This is a genomic window from Streptomyces sp. NPDC102406, assembly GCF_044765725.1.
Classification (GTDB): Bacteria; Actinomycetota; Actinomycetes; order Streptomycetales; family Streptomycetaceae; genus Streptomyces.
Map to the genome: position 1 here is coordinate 128,202 of NZ_JBIWKP010000005.1, position 17,517 is coordinate 145,718.

A 17,517-nucleotide genomic window follows, 5' to 3' on the forward strand; every position below is an offset into this window, starting at 1 on the left:
CCAGGTGAACGACGTGTGGCGGGACCGTGAACCAGCCCCTCCACAAGGCGATTCCCGAGCCGATTCGCCATTCGTCGGTGTGCTGTTAACCGTTTGTTGCACTCGGGTTGGGCCGCGGCTCGAAAACCCTTCCTAGCTTCTTCGACGTGCCAGTAAGTATCCCCGAGTCACCGCGCATCGCCGTGCTCGCAGACTCCGACACCCGATGGAAATGGGGCGCCCTGACCGCGGGCCGCCTCACGTCCGGCCGAGCCACGCTCGACGGGTTCCTGCTGCGGGGCCGTGCCACCCCCACCCCCCGCCAGCTCACCGAGGTCGGCGTGCGCGCCGACCGGCTGCGCGAGGTCACCGCGGTCGAGTTCCTGCGCGAGATGGAGCACTCCGAGCAGGACGCGTCCGGTGCGTACGACGTGGTCGTCCTCGCCCTCGTGGGCGGTGCCGTCCAGGCCGTACTGCACGGACTCGCCCACGCCTGGCGGGGCCGGACGCGGCGGCCCGTGGTCGTCACCGGCTATGTCGGCGTCGTCTACGAGAAGCTCGCCGACGGACTGCTGCTGCGCCACGGCGCGGACATGGTGCTCGCCAACTCGGCCTATGACGCCGACCGCTTCCGCGCCGTGTACGAGGGGGTCGGCGCCGACGCCTCGGCCGTGACGGAGTGCGCCCTGCCCTTCCTCGGCGGCGAGCCCTACAAGGCCGGACACGACCCGTACACGGTCGTCTTCGCCGCACAGCCGTCCGTACCGGAGACGCCCGCCGACCGGATGTACCTCCTCGACCGGCTCGTGCGGCACGCCCGGGCACACCCCGACCGCGAGGTGCTGCTCAAGCTGCGCAGCAAGCCCGGCGAGCACACCACGCACATCGAGGAGGTCCCGTACCAGAAGCTCGTCCAGCGGCTCGACACACCCGCCAACCTCCGCCTGGTGTACGGGAACATGGGCGACGTCCTCGACCGTACGGACCTGCTCGTCACGGTCAGCTCCACCGCCGCGCTCGAATCCCTGCACCGGCGCATCCCGACGGCGCTCCTCACCGACCTCGGGGTGCGCGAGGCGCTCGGCAACCACCACTTCACCGGTTCCGGCTGCCTCGTCTCCTGGGACCAGTTGGACGCCGGCCGGCTGCCCGAGCCCGACCCCGCCTGGGTGGCCCGGCAGGGCGTCGCCGCCGACGGCTCGTACGACAGCGCCTTCGACGGGGCCCGCGCCCGGCTCGCCGCGCTGCTCGGAGGCGAGCGCCCGCCCCTCGCCCCGTACTACAGCCGCACCACCGCGCCCGGCTACCTGCCGCGCGTCCTCGCCCGCCACCACCTGGCGCCCGACGGCAGCCCGCTGCCCGGCGCGCCCGCCGCCGACAAGGACCCCGGCGCCGTGCGGCAGATCGTCCGCCGGGCCGCCCGCGGCGCCTACCGGCACGGGGTTCAGCGCGTCGCCCCCGTCATCCGTCGGATGGGGGAGCTGTGAGCGCCCGCCCGAACCGACCCCTTGAAGGAGAACCGCCCATGACCGATCCGCAAGCGGGGGCGGCGACCCCGGTCCGCCGCGTCCTCGCCGTGATCCCCGCCCGCGGCGGCTCCAAGGGAGTACCGGCCAAGAACCTCGCCCCGGTCGGCGGCGTGCCCCTGGTGGCCCGCGCCGTCCGCGAGTGCCTGGCCACCCGGCAGGTCACGGACGTCGTGGTCTCCACCGACGACGCGGCCATCGCCGCCGCCGCCCGTGCGGCGGGCGCCGAGGTCGTCACCCGGCCCCCCGCCATCGCCGGTGACAAGGCCACCTCCGAGGCCGCCGTGCTGCACGCCATGGACGCCCACGAGGCGCTGCACGGCGCGGCCGTGGACGTGGTGCTGCTCGTCCAGTGCACCAGCCCGTTCCTGTCCCGCGACGACATCGACGGGGTGGTCCGCGCGATCGTCGACGACGGCGCCGACAGCGCCCTGACCGTCGCCGCCTTCCACGGGTTCGTGTGGCGCGACGCCGCCGACGAGCCCGGCACCGTCACCCCCGGCAGGTCCGCCACGCTCGGCGGCACCGACACCCTCGTCACCCGGGCACCCGCGACCGGCGGCGGCTACGGCGTCAACCACGACAAGTCGTTCCGCCCGCGCCGCCAGGACCGCCCCCAGGACCTCCTGGAGACCGGCGCCGTCTACGCGATGGAGGCCACCGGCTTCCGCCGCCACGAGCACCGCTTCTTCGGCCGCACCGACCTCGTGCGCACCGACCCCGCCAGGGTCCTGGAGATCGACGACCCGCACGACCTGGCCCGCGCCCGCGCGCTGGCCCCCCTCCTCGACGCGCCGCGCGAGACGGCCCTCCCCACCCGGGAGGACATCGACGCGGTCGTCCTCGACTTCGACGGCACCCAGACCGACGACCGGGTGCTGATCGACTCCGACGGACGGGAGTTCGTCACCGTGCACCGCGGTGACGGCCTCGGCATCGCGGCCCTCCGCAGGAGCGGCCTGCACCTGCTGATCCTGTCCACGGAACAGAACCCGGTGGTCGCCGCCCGGGCCAGGAAGCTCAAGATCCCGGTCCTGCACGGCATCGACCGCAAGGACCTCGCACTGAAGCAGTGGTGCGAGGAGCAGGGCATCGCGCCCGAGCGCGTGCTCTACGTCGGCAACGACGTCAACGACCTCCCGTGCTTCGCCCTCGCCGGCTGGCCCGTGGCGGTCGCGAGCGCCCACGACGTCGTACGCGGCGCCGCACGCGCGGTCACCACCGCCCCCGGTGGCGACGGCGCGATCCGAGAGATCGCCACCTGGATCCTCGGCCCTTCTCTCGACTCCCTCGACAACTAAGGAACTTCTTCGTCATGAGCACCAACTCCCGCCTGCGCACCTTCGGTTCGAAGACGGCCGGTCCCGGTCAGCCCGTGTACATCACCGGCGAGATCGGCATCAACCACAACGGCGACCTGGAGAACGCGTTCAAGCTGATCGACGTCGCCGCCGAGGCCGGCTGCGACGCCGTCAAGTTCCAGAAGCGCACCCCCGAGATCTGCACCCCGCGCGACCAGTGGGACATCGAGCGGGACACCCCCTGGGGCCGGATGACGTACATCGACTACCGCCACCGCGTCGAGTTCGGCGAGGACGAGTACCGCCAGATCGACGAGCACTGCAAGAAGCGCGGCATCGACTGGTTCGCCTCCCCGTGGGACACCGAGGCCGTCGCCTTCCTGGAGAAGTTCGACGTCCCCGCCCACAAGGTCGCCTCCGCCTCGCTCACCGACGACGAGCTGCTGCGCGCCCTGCGCGCCACCGGCCGCACCGTCATCCTCTCCACCGGCATGTCGACGCCGAAGCAGATCCGGCACGCCGTCGAGGTCCTCGGCAGCGACAACATCCTGATGTGCCACGCCACGTCGACGTACCCGGCGCAGGCCGAGGAGCTCAACCTCCGCGTCATCAACACCCTCCAGGCCGAGTACCCGAACGTCCCGATCGGCTACTCCGGCCACGAGACCGGCCTCCAGACGACCCTCGCCGCCGTCGCCCTCGGCGCCACCTTCGTCGAGCGCCACATCACCCTCGACCGCGCCATGTGGGGCTCCGACCAGGCCGCCTCCGTCGAGCCGCAGGGCCTCACGCGCCTCGTCCGCGACATCCGCACCATCGAGGCGTCCCTCGGTGACGGCGTCAAGAAGGTCTACGAGTCCGAGCTCGGCCCGATGAAGAAGCTGCGCCGCGTCCCGGGCGTCATCGCCGAGTCGGAGATCGCCGTCGCCGCCGGTGAGCCGGTCGGCGTCTGAGTCCCCTCAGGCGGTCCGGCGTGATCCGTCACGCCGGACCGCCTCGGCGTCCCCGGGGAGGGCCGCATGTCCAGCAGTACCCTGTGCTTCGTCGAGAGCCCGGTGCAGCTCCTCAACGTCCTGGAGTGGGCCCATCACGCCGGGGCGACCGTGACCGTGGTCGTCCTGTCGCCCACCGATCCGATGACCCGCGGCCAGCTCCGCCGCGTCGCCGAACTCGCCCGCGCCGAGGGCCACTCGGTGCGCTGGGAGGAAGCCCGCGGCGGTGCCGGCGCCCCGTTCCAGACCGTCGGCGGCCTCGCGGGACCGCTGCGCGCCGCCGACCGCGTCGTCATCGGCGACCCGTTTTCCCGCTACGTACAACTGCTGCTGACCATCGTGCGGGCCCGCGACCTCGTCGTCGTCGACGACGGCACGGCCACCATGGAGTTCATCTCCCAACTGGCCCGCGGGGAACGGCTGGTGCGCTGGCACCGGCGCGGCGGCCGGACCGCCCCCCGCGACCTCGCCTTCGCCCCCGTCGCCTCCTCGGCGCGCCGCAAACTCACCCCGCGCCCCGGCCGCCGCACCGTCTCCGTGTTCACCTCCATGCCCGTGGACGAGGTGCCCGACGGCGTCACCGTGACCGCCAACGACTACGCCTGGACCCGCGCCCGCTTCGGCCCGCCCCGCCTCACCCGCGGCGCCGACCTCGTCGGGACCTCCCTGGTGGAGACCGGGGTGGTCGACCTCGACCGCTACCTGGAGGCGGTCCGCGACCTCGCCGCGGCCCACGGCGCCACCCGCTACTTCGCCCACCGCAGGGAAGCCTCCGACAAACTCCACCGCCTCGCCGTCGAGACGGGCCTGGAAGTCGTCCGCCCCGACCTCCCGCTCGAACTCATCGCCCGCCGCGGCCCCATCGGCCGTACGATCCTCAGCTTCCCCTCGACCGTCGTGCACACCCTGCCGATCGCCCTGGAGGGCACGGGCGTGAAGGTCGCCGTCTGCGAGATCGACCCGGCCTGGCTCACCCAGGGCGTCTCCGACCACGCCCAGGGCTTCCTCGCCGGGATCGCCGGATCGGCGCGGGGGGTGCGGCCCGTGTGACGCGGCGAAACCTGTGGACCGGCGCGCGCGGCGCCGCCTAAGGTGACCGGGTGAACAGCCCCGAGTCCGACAGACTCCGGCCACCGGCAGCCGTCCGGTGGCCTTCTCCCGCGCCGCGTCGAGGCACCCCCAGGGGACCCCGCCTCCGCTGACGCCTGCCATCGCCCGGACTGCCGTACCGAGACCCCACCCCTTCCTCGTACGGTCCCGGAGTCCGCTGTGCCCTTCTCGCTCCACCTGCTCGCCCTTGCGGTGTTCGCCCAAGGAACCTCCGAGTTCATGCTCTCCGGGCTCGTCCCGGACATCGCCCGCGACCTGGGCGTCTCCGTCCCCGCCGCCGGTTCCCTCACCTCCGCCTTCGCCGTCGGCATGATCGTCGGGGCGCCCCTGACGGCGCTCCTCGCGGTGCGCGTGGCCCGCCGCCCGGCCCTGTTCGGGTCCCTGTCCCTGTTCCTGGCGGCGCACGTCGTCGGGGCTCTCACCACCGACTACGCCGTCCTGCTCGCCACCCGCGTCGCCGCCGCCCTCGCCAACGCCGGATTCCTCACCGTCGCCCTGGCCACCGCCGCGACCCTGGTCGCCCCCGACGCCAAGGGCCGCGCCACCTCGGTCCTGCTCGGCGGCACCACCCTCGCCTGCGTCGTGGGCGTCCCCGGCGGCGCGCTGCTCGGCCAGCTCCTCGGCTGGCGCGCCGCGTTCTGGGCCGTCGCGCTGGTCTGCGTCCCCGCGCTCGTGGCGGTGGTGCGCTCGGTGCCCGCGGAGCCGGCGGAGACCGCCCGCGGCGACGTCCGCGCCGAACTGCGGGCCCTGCGCGGACCGCGCCTGCTCACCGTGCTGCTGCTCGGCGCCCTGGTGAACGCCGCGACGTTCTGCACCTTCACCTACCTCGCCCCGCTCGCCACCGAGGTGACCGGCCTCGGCGCGGACCGGGTGCCCGCGCTGCTCGCCCTGTTCGGGCTCGGCTCGTTCGCCGGGGTCACCGCGGCGGGCCGGCTCTCCGACGCGCACCCCGTGCCGGTGCTCGCGGGCGGCGGGACGGCGCTGCTCGCGGGGTGGCTGCTGCTCGCCCTGGCCGCCGACGACGCCCCGGTGACCCTCGCGCTCGCTTTCGTGCAGGGCGCCCTGTCCTTCGCGGTCGGCTCCACGCTCATCGCGCGGGCCCTCTACGCGGCGACCGGCGCCCCCACGCTCGCGGGCGGCACCGCCACGGCGGCTCTCAACGTCGGCGCGGCCCTCGGCCCCTGGGCGGGCGGCCTCGCGATCGGGAGCGGCCTCGGCCACCGGGCCGTACCCCTGGTGAGCGCGGCCCTCGTCGCGGTCGCGCTCCTGGTGGCGCTGACCGGCGCCGCGGTGGCCGCCGCGCCGCGCGCGAGGGCTTCGGCGGGTCACGGGTAGAAACAAGGGTCATACCCGTTCCGTACGATCGACATGCGCGACGCCGCCGTATTTCTTACCCCAATCTGGCGGAAGTTTTGTTGATCGTAGGTCAGTTGGGGGTCGTGTCGCCCTACCCTTCACAGGGTGAACCAGTTGAAGCCCCGAGAGTCCGAGGCCGACCAGCCGGGGGAAGCCGTCCCCGGCAGCGCGCTCCTCGGCGCCCTGCCCGACGCCCTCCGTGCCGAACTCATCGACTTCCGGCGTGACCTGCACATGCACCCCGAGCTGGGGAACCAGGAGTTCCGGACCACCGCCGCGCTCAAGGCCCGCCTGGAGAAGGCCGGGCTGGCGCCGCGCGTGCTCGGTGTCGGTACCGGCCTGGTCTGCGACATCGGCACCGGCACCGAGACGGGGGAGTGGGAGGGTGGTCGCGGCATGCTCGCGCTGCGCGCCGACATCGACGCGCTGCCGATCCCGGACACCAAGACCACCTGCGCCTACCGGTCCACCGTCCCGGACCGCGCGCACGCCTGCGGCCACGACGTGCACACCACGGTGGTGCTCGGCGCGGGCCTCGTCCTCGCCGACCTGGACCGGCTCGGCCTCCTGCCGAACCCCGTGCGGCTGATCTTCCAGCCCGCCGAGGAGGTGCTGCCCGGCGGCGCCGCCGACGCGATCGCGTGCGGCGCCCTCGAAGGCGTACGCAAGATCATCGCCCTGCACTGCGACCCGAAGGTCGACGCCGGGCGGATCGGCCTGCGCCACGGCGCCATCACCTCCGCCTGCGACCGCCTGGACGTCACGCTCGACGGGCCCGGCGGCCACACGGCCCGCCCCCATCTGACCACCGACCTCGTCACGGCCGTCGCCAAGGTCGCCACCGAGGTCCCGGCCGTGGTCGCCCGCCGCGTCGACGCGCGCTCCGGGCTCGTCCTCACCTGGGGCCGCATCGAGTCCGGCCACATCTGCAACGTGATCCCGCAACACGCCGAGCTGTCGGGCACCGTCCGCTGCCTGGACCTGGACGCCTGGCGCGAGGCGCCGGACGTGGTGCACGCCGCGGTCCAGGAGATCGCCGACCTGTACCGGGCCAAGCCGGTCGTGAACTACGTACGCGGCGTCCCGCCCGTGGTCAACGACCCGGCCGTGACCGACCTGCTGCGGGACGCCATGACGGCCCGCCGCGGTCCGGACTCCGTCGAGGGCACCCCGCAGAGCCTGGGCGGCGAGGACTTCTCCTGGTACCTGGAGCACGTGCCCGGCGCGATGGCCCGACTCGGCGTGAAGCCGCCGCAGGACCGCACCTCCCGCGACCTGCACCAGGGCGACTTCGACGTGGACGAGGCGGCGATCACCGTAGGCGTGGAACTGTTCACGGCGGCGGCCCTGCTGGACGCGGCCCGCTCGGCCCCGTGAGGGACCGCCGCCCCCTATCGGTCCCTTCGTCACCCTCCTTCACCGGGATGTAACCGACCCCCGGCACGAATGGGTAACGGCGGGGCGGACCACCTTCCCCGCCCCTTCTACGCGCGTTACGCTCCGCCGAACTCAGCGCCCCGCGCGGCGTGTTGACGAAGGAGCAGCTCATCATGCGTCGATCTCGTACGTCCCGTCTCACGCACATCGCCGTGGCCACCTGCGGCCTCGCCCTCGCCGCCACCGCCTGCGGCGGCACCAGCGCCGACAAGGCGGACGAAGAGGGCAAGGAGAAGAACCTCGGACTCGCCATCTCCTACGACGTGGGCGGGCGCGGCGACCAGTCCTTCAACGACGCCGCCTACTCGGGCATGGTCAAGGCGGACCAGGAGTTCGGCTACAAGAGCGACGACCAGGAGCCGAGCGACGGCGAGAGCGACGCGGACAAGATCGCGCGCCTCAGCTCGCTGGCCAAGTCGGGCTACAACCCGGTCATCGGCGTCGGCTTCGCCTACGCCCCGGCCGTGAAGGCCGCCGCCGCGAAGTACCCGAAGACCACCTTCGGCATCATCGACGACTCCACCATCGAGGCGAAGAACGTCGCCGACCTCGTCTTCAGCGAGGAGCAGGGCTCCTACCTCGCCGGTGTCGCCGCCGCCAAGGCGACCAAGTCGAACACCGTGGGCTTCGTGGGGGGCGTGGACGTGCCGCTCATCCACAAGTTCGAGGCGGGCTTCGCGCAGGGCGTCAAGGACACGAACAAGAAGGTCAAGGTCGTCACGCAGTATCTGACCGAGACCGCCGACGAGGGTGGCTTCTCCAGCCCCGACAAGGGCAAGACGGCCGCCGAGTCGCAGATCGAGAAGGGCGCCGACGTGGTCTACCACGCGGCGGGTCTCTCCGGTCAGGGCGTCATCCAGGCCGCCGCCGCGAAGAAGGTCTGGGCGATCGGCGTCGACTCCGACCAGTACAACCAGAAGCCGCTCGCCCAGTACAAGGACAGCATCCTCACCTCCGCCACCAAGGACGTCGGCCGCGCCGTCTACGAGCTGGCCAAGTCGGTGAAGGACAAGAAGCCGCTGTCCGGCGTCGTCCGGTTCGACCTGAAGGCGGGCGGTGTCGGCATCACCGAGACCAACCCGAAGTACAAGGAGATCGCCGGCCTCGCGGACGCCGTGGCGAAAGCGAAGCAGGACATCATCGACGGCAAGGTGAAGGTGGCCACGAAGCCGTAGCCAGCACCCCGCCGACTCAACGGGCGCGCCCCGGAACCCTCGCGGATCCGGGGCGCGCCCGTATGTCCGTACAAGATCGCTTCCAGCCGCTTTCAGTACGGACGGATAACGGTCTGCCGGGAAGGGTTCAATGCGCGTTCTACGCGCGTTAATCTGCGGCGAAGCCAGCGCCGTCCGGTCCGTCGTCGGTGCTTGTACACAAGGAGCTCATCCCATGCGCCGCGTTTCCCGAATAGCGCTCGCAGGCACTGCGACCGTTGCTCTCGCCGCTTCCCTGTCCGCCTGTGGCGGCACCTCCAGCGACGCCGCAAGCAAGGAGAGCGGCGGCAAGTCCAAGGGCATCGCCATCGCGTACGACGTCGGTGGGCGCGGCGACCAGTCCTTCAACGACGCCGCTTACGAGGGCATGAAGAAGGCCGAGCAGGAGTTCGGCTACAAGGGCGAGGACCAGGAGCCCACCGACGGTGAGACGGACGCGGACAAGACCGCGCGCCTCTCCGCGCTGGCGCGGGAGGGCTACAACCCGGTCGTCGGCATCGGCTTCGCCTACGCCCCGGCCGTGAAGGCCGCCGCCGCGAAGTACCCGAAGACCACCTTCGGTGTCGTGGACGACGCGCAGGTCAAGGCGGACAACGTCGCGGACCTCGTCTTCAGCGAGCAGGAGGCCTCCTACCTGGCCGGTGTCGCGGCGGCGAAGGCCACCAAGACCAACACGGTCGGCTTCGTGGGGGGCGTGGACGTGCCGCTCATCCACAAGTTCGAGGCGGGCTTCGTGCAGGGCGTGAAGGCCACGAACGGCAAGGCCAAGGTCATCACGCAGTACCTGACCGAGACCGCCGACGAGGGTGGCTTCTCCAGCCCCGACAAGGGCAAGACGGCCGCCGAGTCGCAGATCGACAAGGGCGCCGACGTGGTCTACCACGCGGCCGGCCTCTCGGGTCAGGGCGTCATCCAGGCCGCCGCCGCGAAGAAGGTCTGGGCGATCGGCGTCGACTCCGACCAGTACAGCCAGAAGCCGCTGGCCCAGTTCAAGGACTACATCCTGACCTCGGCCACGAAGAATGTGGCAGCGGCCGTGTACAACCTGGCCAAGTCGGTCCAGGATGGCAAGCCCGCGACCGGTGTCATCACCGGCGACCTCAAGTCGGGCGAGGTCGGTCTGGCCGACTCGAACCCGAAGTTCTCCGGTAACGATGCGATGCAGAAGGCGCTGAAGGCCGCCGAGACGGGCATCACCAGCGGCAAGATCAAGGTCAAGAGCAAGCCGTAACCACAGGGACATGAGTGGGGAACGGGGTGCGGGCAGTCTCGGCGGCGAGGCGGCACCGCACCCCGTTCGCGGCGGGGCCAGGCTCCGCGTCGGGCGGCCGGCCGTGCACCTCGCGTGCGGTTCGCCCGAATTGACCGGCTCGCGTCCACTTCGTACTGCCGTAGGGGCTCTACGCGTGTAGAAGGCCCCCGTCTCCCAGGAGAGTGCGCCATCACCGCGTCCAGCAGCCCGCCGGCCGTCGAACTGACCGGCATCACCAAACGCTTCCCCGGCGTCGTCGCCAACCACGACATCCACCTCACCGTCCGCAAGGGCACCGTGCACGCCCTCGTCGGTGAGAACGGTGCGGGCAAGTCGACGCTCATGAAGATCCTCTACGGCATGCAGAAGCCGGACGAGGGCACCATCGCGATCGACGGCGAGGCCGTCTCGTACTCCTCGCCCGCCGACGCCATCGCCCGCGGCATCGGCATGGTCCACCAGCACTTCATGCTCGCCGACAACCTCACGGTCCTGGAGAACGTGGCGCTCGGCAGCGAGAAGCTGTACGGGATCGGCGCCAGGGCCCGCCGCAAGATCGTGGAGATCTCCGAGCGGTACGGGCTCGGCGTGCGCCCCGACGTCCTCGTCGAGGACCTCGGCGTCGCCGACCGCCAGCGCGTGGAGATCCTCAAGGTCCTCTACCGCGGCGCCACCACCCTCATCCTCGACGAGCCGACCGCCGTGCTCGTGCCGCAGGAGGTCGACGCGCTCTTCGACAACCTGCGCGAGCTCAAGGCCGAGGGCCTCTCCGTCATCTTCATCTCGCACAAGCTCGGCGAAGTCCTCTCCGTGGCCGACGAGATCACCGTCATCCGGCGCGGCACCACGGTCGGCACCGCCGTCCCCGCCGAGACGACGCCCCGCCAGCTCGCCGAGCTGATGGTCGGCTCCGAGCTGCCCACGCCCGAGACCGCCGAGTCGACCGTCACCGACCGTCCGGTCCTCACCGTCAAGGGCCTGCGGCTCGACGCCGAGGGCGGCCGGCCGCTGCTCGACGACATCTCCTTCACCATCCACGCCGGTGAGGTCCTCGGCCTCGCGGGCGTCGAGGGCAACGGCCAGACCGAGCTGATCGACGCGCTCATCGGCCTCAAGGGCGCCGACTCCGGCACCATCGAACTGGCCGAGGCGGAGATCACCTCCTGGGCCACCCGCAAGCGCCGCGAACAGGGCATCGGCTACATCCCCGAGGACCGCCACCGCCACGGCCTGCTCCTGGACTCCCCGCTGTGGGAGAACCGCATCCTCGGCCACGTCACCGAGAAGCCGAACGCGCGCGGCGTCCTCCTCGACCTCAAGGCGGCGCAGGCGGACACCCGCCGCATCGTCGAGGAGTACGACGTCCGCACCCCCGGCATCGACGTCACCGCCGCCTCCCTGTCCGGCGGCAACCAGCAGAAGCTGATCGTCGGCCGCGAGATGAGCCACAAGCCGCGCTTCCTCATCGCCGCCCACCCCACGCGCGGCGTCGACGTCGGCGCGCAGGCCCAGATCTGGGACCAGATCCGCGAGGCCCGGCGCGAGGGCCTGGCCGTGCTGCTGATCTCCGCCGACCTCGATGAGCTGATCGGCCTCTCCGACACCCTGCGCGTGATCTACCGCGGGCGGCTCGTCGCCGACGCCGACCCGGCCACGATCACCCCGGAGGAGCTGGGTTCGGCGATGACCGGCGCGGCCTCCGGCCACCTGGAACACGTAGAAGAAGACGCCGCCGAGCAGCCCGCGGCGCCGCAGGCGGAGGACGAGTCCTGATGGCCATGAAGAACAAATTCGACAAGGAGCGGCTGCTCCTCGGCGTCTCGGGGCCGGTCATCGCCCTGGTGACCGCCGTCGTGCTGACCTCCATCGTGCTGCTCGCCTCGGGCAAGTCCCCGATCGAGCCGTACAGCATCATGTTCGAGCAGGCGACGTTCTCGGACGTGCAGGTCCTGATCATCAACCAGGCCGGCATGTACTACCTCGCCGCCCTCGCGGTCGCCATCGGCTTCCGCATGAACCTCTTCAACATCGGTGTGGACGGCCAGTACCGGCTCGCCGCCGTCGTCGCCGCGATCGTCGGCGCCAAGGTGGCCCTGCCCGGCTTCGCGCAGGTCCCGCTGCTGATCATCGTCGCGATGCTGACCGGCGCCATGTGGGCCGGTATCGCGGGCATCCTCAAGGTGACGCGCGGCGTCAGCGAGGTCGTCGCGACGATCATGCTGAACTCGATCGCGTCCAGCGTCATCGGCTACCTCTACCTGCCCGACGTCTTCGGCGTGCAGGTCGGCAACAACAAGACGACCGGCATCATGCACGAGTCCGGCTGGTTCCCCGGGATCGACCTGGGCGAGGGCGTCGGCGAGGTCTACGGCTTCGTCGTCATCGCGGCCCTGCTCGGCGTCGCCTACTGGTTCGTCCTCAACCGCACCCGCTTCGGCTTCGACCTGCGCGCCACCGGCGCCTCCGAGTCGGCCGCCGCCGCGTCGGGCGTCGACGCCAAGCGCATGGTGCTCACCGCGATGCTCGTCTCGGGCGCGCTCGCGGGCCTCGCGGGCCTGCCGCTCCTGCTCGGCGACACGCACACGTACTCGCTCACCTTCCCGACCACGATCGGCTTCCAGGGCATCACCATCGCCCTGCTCGGCCGCAACTCGCCGGTCGGCATCGCCTTCGCCGCGCTCCTCATCTCCTGGCTGGAGAAGGCCTCGCAGGAACTCGACCTGCGCGGCTACGACAAGGAGATCGCGGTGATCATGCAGGGCATCATCACCATCGCCGTCGTCGTCTCCTACGAGGCCGTACGGGTCTGGGGCCAGCGCCGCCAGCAGCGCCGGGTCGGCATCGAGCTCGCCGCAGCCGCCGGTGAGAACACCAACGAACTCACGAAGGAGGTGGCTGCCCGATGAGTACGGTCATCGTCGACAAGAAGGCGGCGACGCAGCCCGCACCCGGCAGCCGCCGCACCCTCTCCCTGCCCGTCCTGATGCTGGTCGTCGCGGGCGTCCTCGCCCTCACCTCCCTCGTCCGCCTGATCACCGACGCCAACGGCATCACCAACGTCAGCCAGATGGCGACGGCCCTCCAACTGGCCGTGCCCATCGGCCTCGCGGGCCTCGGCGGCCTGTGGGCCGAGCGCGCGGGCGTGGTCAACATCGGCCTCGAAGGCATGCTGATCCTCGGCACGTGGTTCGGTGCCTGGGCCGGTTACCAGTGGGGCCCCTGGGTCGGCGTGCTCGTCGGCATCATCGGCGGCGCCCTCGGCGGCCTGCTGCACGCCGTCGTCACGGTCACCTTCAACGTGAACCACATCGTCTCCGGTGTGGCCATCAACATCCTCGCGCTCGGCGCCACCCGCTACCTCTCGAACTTCACGTTCGAGGGCGTCGAGGGCGGCACCACGAAGCAGTCCCCGCCGGTCGACTCGCTCGGCACGATCACCGTCCCCGGTCTCTCCGACTGGCTGACGACCCTGAACGAGAAACACTGGTTCTTCGTCTCCGACCTCGCGGGGCTCCTCGGCGGCCTCGTCACGAACCTCTCGCCGCTGACGATCGTCGCGGTCGCGCTCATCCCGTTCACCTGGTGGGTGCTGTGGCGCACGGCGTTCGGCCTGCGGCTGCGCTCCTGCGGCGAGAACCCGGTCGCCGCCGAGTCGCTCGGCGTCAACGTGATCAAGTACAAGTACCTGGCGGTCATCATCTCCGGCGGCCTCGCCGGACTCGGCGGCGCCTTCCTCTCGATCGTCGCCAACCCCTTCTACCTGGAGGGCCAGACCGCCGGTAAGGGCTACATCGGCCTCGCCGCGATGATCTTCGGTAACTGGATGCCGGGCGGCCTCGCCCTCGGCGCCGGCCTGTTCGGCTACACCGACAGCCTCAAGCTGCGCGGCGGCACGGAGAACGTTCACGCGCTGCTCCTGCTCGTCGCCCTGCTCCTGGTGATCGGCGCCGTCTGGATGCTCGTGAGGAAGAAGTACGTCGCCGGTGTCGTCTGCGCCGTCGCCGCCGCGGGCATGGCAGCGTGGTACGCCACCACCGACGACGTGCCGACGCAGCTCGTCACCGCGACGCCGTACGTCGTCACGCTGCTGGTCCTGTCCTTCTCCGCGCAGCGCCTGCGGATGCCGAAGGCGGACGGCCAGCCGTACCGGAAGGGCCAGGGCAAGTGATCTCCGAAGCCGACTGGGAAGCGCTGCGGGAGGTGGCCCGCGAGGCCATGTCCCGCGCCTACGCGCCGTACTCGGGCTTTCCGGTCGGCGCGGCGGCCCTCGTCGACGACGGCCGCACTGTCTCGGGCTGCAACGTGGAGAACGCCTCGTACGGGCTCGGCCTGTGCGCCGAGTGCGGCCTCGTCTCGCAGCTCCAGGCGACCGGCGGCGGCCGTCTGACGCACTTCACCTGCGTCGACGGCAAGGGCGAGACCCTGATGCCCTGCGGTCGCTGCCGTCAGCTCCTCTACGAGTTCGGGGGCCGGGAGCTGCTCCTGGAGACGGCGTCCGGAGTGCGCCCGCTCGGCGACCTGCTGCCGGACGCGTTCGGCCCCGAGCACCTGAACTAGTACCGAATCACCTGGGGCCCCGCCGGACCGGCGGGGCCGGGAGGAAGTGCCATGGACGTCATCTCCGTCATCCGTACGAAGCGCGACCGAGGGCGTCTCAGCGACGCGCAGATCGACTGGGTCGTCGACGCGTACACACGCGGCGAGGTCGCCGACGAGCAGATGTCGGCGCTGGCCATGGCCATCTTCCTGAACGGCATGGACCGCGCGGAGATCGCCCGCTGGACGGCGGCGATGATCAACTCGGGCGAGCGGATGGACTTCTCGGTCCTTCCCCGCCCCGCCGCCGACAAGCACTCCACCGGCGGCGTCGGCGACAAGATCACCCTGCCGCTCGCACCGCTCGTCGCGGCCTGCGGCGCCGCCGTGCCGCAGCTCTCGGGCCGGGGCCTCGGCCACACCGGCGGCACCCTCGACAAGCTGGAGGCGATCCCCGGCTGGCGCGCGAACATCTCCAACGAGGAGATGATGCGCACCCTCAAGGATGTCGGCGCCGTCATCTGCGCGCCGGGCAGCGGCCTCGCCCCCGCCGACAAGAAGCTCTACGCGCTGCGCGATGTCACGGCGACCGTGGAGTGCATCCCGCTCATCGCCTCCTCGATCATGTCGAAGAAGATCGCGGAGGGGACGGGCTCGCTGGTCCTCGACGTGAAGGTGGGCACGGGCGCCTTCATGAAGGAGCTTGAGCAGGCCCGCGAGCTCGCCCGCACGATGGTCGGGCTCGGCACCGACCACGGCCTGCCGACCGTCGCCCTGGTGACGGACATGAACACCCCGCTCGGCCTGACCGCGGGCAACGCGCTCGAAGTCCGCGAATCCGTCGAGGTGCTTGCGGGCGGCGGCCCGGCGGACGTCGTCGAGCTGACCCTCGCCCTGGCCCGGGAGATGCTGGACGCGGCGGGCCTCAAGGACGCCGACCCGGCGAAGGCGCTCGCCGACGGCTCGGCGATGGACGCGTGGCGCCGGATGATCGCGGCCCAGGGCGGCGACCCGGACGCCGCGCTGCCCACGGCCCGCGAGACCCACGTCGTGACGGCCCCGACCTCGGGCGTTCTCACCCGCCTCGACGCGATGGGCGTCGGCCTCACCGCGTGGCGCCTCGGCGCGGGCCGCTCCCGCAAGGAGGACCCGGTCCAGGCGGCGGCGGGCGTGGAGATGCATGCGAAGCCGGGCGACGCCGTCACCGCGGGCCAGCCCCTGCTGACCCTGCACACGGACACGCCCGAGCGGTTCGCGTACGCCCTGGAATCCCTGGAGGGCGCGTACGACATCGCCCCCGCGGGGACGGAGTTCTCGGCACGCCCGATCGTGCTGGAACGTATCGCCTGACCTGCGGTTTCCTCGTACGAGCGAACGGGACCGGTGGATCGCCGCCGGTCCCGTTCGGCATGCTGTACTCGGTGACGCACCGGGATAGGAGACCAGGTCGGCGGCGATGAGTTCCGCCCGCGCTCACGGTCTGTGTCTACGTGGCTGCTTCCTCGTCCTCCCCTGTCGTGGTCGTCGCCGGGCCGATCCGCCCCGGCGACGTCCCCCAACTGTGCGACCGTGTCCGCGCCGCTCTGCGAAGCGCTCCGGGCGGCGGGCCGACCGTGATCTGCGACGTCTCCGGCGTGACCGGCACCGACCTCACCACCGTCGACGCGCTCGCCCGTATGCAACTCGCGGCCCGCCGGGCCGGGGGACGCATCCGGCTGCGCGATCCGTCCCCGCGGCTGGCCCTGTTGCTGACGCTCGCCGGGCTCGCCGAGGCGCTCGGCTCAGGCGGGCAGCCGCTCGGGGAGGCCGAACAGGGGGAACCATCGCTTGCTGAGATCCAGGAAGCAGTGGAAACCGGCGATCCGGCCGTCTGAGATCTCCAGGACCTGGATCGCCCAGGGCACGAACCCGCCACTGTCCGGGTCCGGCTTGTAGTGGGCGAACGCCGGTGTCCCGTTCGCCGACACCGGAAGCAGGCGCGAGCCCGCGCACTCGGCGCCGAGCGTCGTCATGAAGCCCGTGATGTCGCCCGTGCCGCGCAGCCACAGGTCGAACGGCGGCATCGTCATGACCGCGTCCTCGGCCAGCAGCGCCGTCAGCGCCTTCATGTCGTACCCCTCGAAGGCCGCCACATAGCGCTCAAGGAGCTTCTGCTGTTCCTCGTCGAGCGGGTCCGCCGTCGCCGAGTCGGCGGGCGGCGCGTCCGCGAGAGTCGCGCGGGCCCGCTGGAGCGCGCTGTTGACCGAGGCGACCGAGGTGTCGAGCAGCTCGGCGACCTCGCTCGCCTTCCACGCGAGGACCTCGCGCAGGATCAGCACCGCCCGCTGCTTGGCGGGCAGTTGCTGGAGGGCCGCGACGAACGCGAGGCGCACCGACTCCCGGGCCACCGCGGCCTCCGCCGGATCATGGATGGTCGGCAGCACGCGGGTGTCCGGCATCGGCTCCAGCCACACATTGTCGGGGCGCGGGGTTAGCGCGGCCTGCGCGAGCGGCGCCGCCGCCGTCAGATCCATCGGACGGGCCCGCTTGTTCCCCGCGTTCAGCGAGTCCAGGCACACGTTCGTCGCGATGCGGTACAGCCAGGAGCGGAGCGAGGAGCGTCCCTCGAACTTGTCGAAGCTGCGCCAGGCCCGCACCATCGTGTCCTGCACGGCGTCCTCGGCCTCGAAGGCCGAGCCCAGCATGCGATAGCAGTACCCGGTCAGCTCGACCCGGTGCTTCTCCAGGTCGTCGAGCCCGGCCTTCGTCGCGGTGTCACTCATCGTCCAACGCCCCCATCGCCGCTGTGAGTCCCAGCACTCCGAAAGCTACCGC

The 17,517-nt window shown here is 71.6% G+C and carries 15 protein-coding genes; 14 read left to right on the top strand and 1 reads right to left on the bottom strand.

Features of this window, described 5'->3' with window-relative positions; all coding sequences use genetic code 11:
* Positions 1-146: 146 nt before the first annotated feature.
* From ACIRF8_RS21740 to ACIRF8_RS21805, 14 genes are all read left to right on the top strand, one after another.
* Positions 147-1,466: a DUF6716 putative glycosyltransferase gene (locus tag ACIRF8_RS21740; RefSeq protein WP_404217059.1), complete on the top strand. Its 1,320-nt coding sequence runs from the start codon at positions 147-149 to the stop codon at positions 1,464-1,466.
* A gap of 38 nt (positions 1,467-1,504) precedes the next feature.
* Positions 1,505-2,806 (top strand): cytidylyltransferase domain-containing protein, encoded by a 1,302-nt coding sequence (locus tag ACIRF8_RS21745; protein WP_404217060.1) that lies wholly within the window; start codon positions 1,505-1,507, stop codon positions 2,804-2,806.
* Between the two features lie 14 nt (positions 2,807-2,820).
* Positions 2,821-3,759: an N-acetylneuraminate synthase family protein gene (locus ACIRF8_RS21750; protein WP_404217061.1), complete on the top strand. Its 939-nt coding sequence runs from the start codon at positions 2,821-2,823 to the stop codon at positions 3,757-3,759.
* Positions 3,760-3,825: 66 nt separating this feature from the next.
* Positions 3,826-4,848: a hypothetical protein gene (locus ACIRF8_RS21755; protein WP_404217062.1), complete on the top strand. Its 1,023-nt coding sequence runs from the start codon at positions 3,826-3,828 to the stop codon at positions 4,846-4,848.
* A gap of 219 nt (positions 4,849-5,067) precedes the next feature.
* Positions 5,068-6,243 carry a Cmx/CmrA family chloramphenicol efflux MFS transporter gene (locus ACIRF8_RS21760; RefSeq protein ID WP_404217063.1) on the top strand — a complete coding sequence of 392 codons (1,176 nt, stop codon included), beginning with the start codon at positions 5,068-5,070 and terminating at the stop codon, positions 6,241-6,243.
* A 126-nt stretch (positions 6,244-6,369) separates the two neighbouring features.
* Positions 6,370-7,641: an amidohydrolase gene (locus tag ACIRF8_RS21765; RefSeq protein ID WP_404217064.1), complete on the top strand. Its 1,272-nt coding sequence runs from the start codon at positions 6,370-6,372 to the stop codon at positions 7,639-7,641.
* Positions 7,642-7,814: 173 nt separating this feature from the next.
* On the top strand, positions 7,815-8,876 hold the full coding sequence (locus tag ACIRF8_RS21770; protein WP_404217065.1) for a BMP family protein: 1,062 nt from the start codon (positions 7,815-7,817) through the stop codon (positions 8,874-8,876).
* A 214-nt stretch (positions 8,877-9,090) separates the two neighbouring features.
* The gene (locus ACIRF8_RS21775; protein WP_404217066.1) at positions 9,091-10,146 is read left to right on the top strand and encodes a BMP family protein; all 1,056 of its coding nucleotides are present in this window, start codon (positions 9,091-9,093) and stop codon (positions 10,144-10,146) included.
* A 210-nt stretch (positions 10,147-10,356) separates the two neighbouring features.
* Positions 10,357-11,940: an ABC transporter ATP-binding protein gene (locus ACIRF8_RS21780; protein ID WP_404217517.1), complete on the top strand. Its 1,584-nt coding sequence runs from the start codon at positions 10,357-10,359 to the stop codon at positions 11,938-11,940.
* Between the two features lie 5 nt (positions 11,941-11,945).
* Complete coding sequence (locus tag ACIRF8_RS21785) at positions 11,946-13,073, top strand: ABC transporter permease (protein WP_404217067.1); 1,128 nt, start codon at positions 11,946-11,948, stop codon at positions 13,071-13,073.
* Positions 13,070-14,335, top strand: coding sequence for an ABC transporter permease (locus ACIRF8_RS21790; protein ID WP_404217068.1), 1,266 nt, complete (start codon positions 13,070-13,072; stop codon positions 14,333-14,335). Before ACIRF8_RS21785 ends, ACIRF8_RS21790 begins: the two co-directional genes overlap by 4 nt.
* A complete protein-coding gene (locus ACIRF8_RS21795; protein ID WP_404217519.1) occupies positions 14,335-14,724 on the top strand; it encodes a cytidine deaminase in 390 nt (129 codons plus the stop codon). The genes ACIRF8_RS21790 and ACIRF8_RS21795 overlap by 1 nt, the downstream gene beginning before the upstream one ends.
* A 51-nt stretch (positions 14,725-14,775) precedes the next feature.
* Positions 14,776-16,053, top strand: coding sequence for a thymidine phosphorylase (locus ACIRF8_RS21800; RefSeq protein WP_404217069.1), 1,278 nt, complete (start codon positions 14,776-14,778; stop codon positions 16,051-16,053).
* Between the two features lie 140 nt (positions 16,054-16,193).
* Positions 16,194-16,577 (top strand): STAS domain-containing protein, encoded by a 384-nt coding sequence (locus ACIRF8_RS21805; protein ID WP_404217070.1) that lies wholly within the window; start codon positions 16,194-16,196, stop codon positions 16,575-16,577.
* Here ACIRF8_RS21805 and ACIRF8_RS21810 read toward each other — a convergent pair.
* A complete protein-coding gene (locus ACIRF8_RS21810; RefSeq protein WP_404217071.1) occupies positions 16,485-17,465 on the bottom strand; it encodes a sigma-70 family RNA polymerase sigma factor in 981 nt (326 codons plus the stop codon). The two genes, ACIRF8_RS21805 and ACIRF8_RS21810, sit on opposite strands and share 93 nt — an antisense overlap.
* Between the last annotated feature and the right edge of the window lie 52 nt (positions 17,466-17,517).

Coding starts and splice junctions, on each gene's coding strand:
- ACIRF8_RS21750 (WP_404217061.1), top strand. CDS start 2,821: ATGAGCACCAACTCCCGCCTGCGCACCTTCGGTTCGAAGACGGCCGGT.
- ACIRF8_RS21810 (WP_404217071.1), bottom strand. CDS start 17,465: ATGAGTGACACCGCGACGAAGGCCGGGCTCGACGACCTGGAGAAGCAC.
- ACIRF8_RS21745 (WP_404217060.1), top strand. CDS start 1,505: ATGACCGATCCGCAAGCGGGGGCGGCGACCCCGGTCCGCCGCGTCCTC.
- ACIRF8_RS21785 (WP_404217067.1), top strand. CDS start 11,946: ATGAAGAACAAATTCGACAAGGAGCGGCTGCTCCTCGGCGTCTCGGGG.
- ACIRF8_RS21790 (WP_404217068.1), top strand. CDS start 13,070: ATGAGTACGGTCATCGTCGACAAGAAGGCGGCGACGCAGCCCGCACCC.
- ACIRF8_RS21770 (WP_404217065.1), top strand. CDS start 7,815: ATGCGTCGATCTCGTACGTCCCGTCTCACGCACATCGCCGTGGCCACC.
- ACIRF8_RS21775 (WP_404217066.1), top strand. CDS start 9,091: ATGCGCCGCGTTTCCCGAATAGCGCTCGCAGGCACTGCGACCGTTGCT.
- ACIRF8_RS21800 (WP_404217069.1), top strand. CDS start 14,776: ATGGACGTCATCTCCGTCATCCGTACGAAGCGCGACCGAGGGCGTCTC.
- ACIRF8_RS21755 (WP_404217062.1), top strand. CDS start 3,826: ATGTCCAGCAGTACCCTGTGCTTCGTCGAGAGCCCGGTGCAGCTCCTC.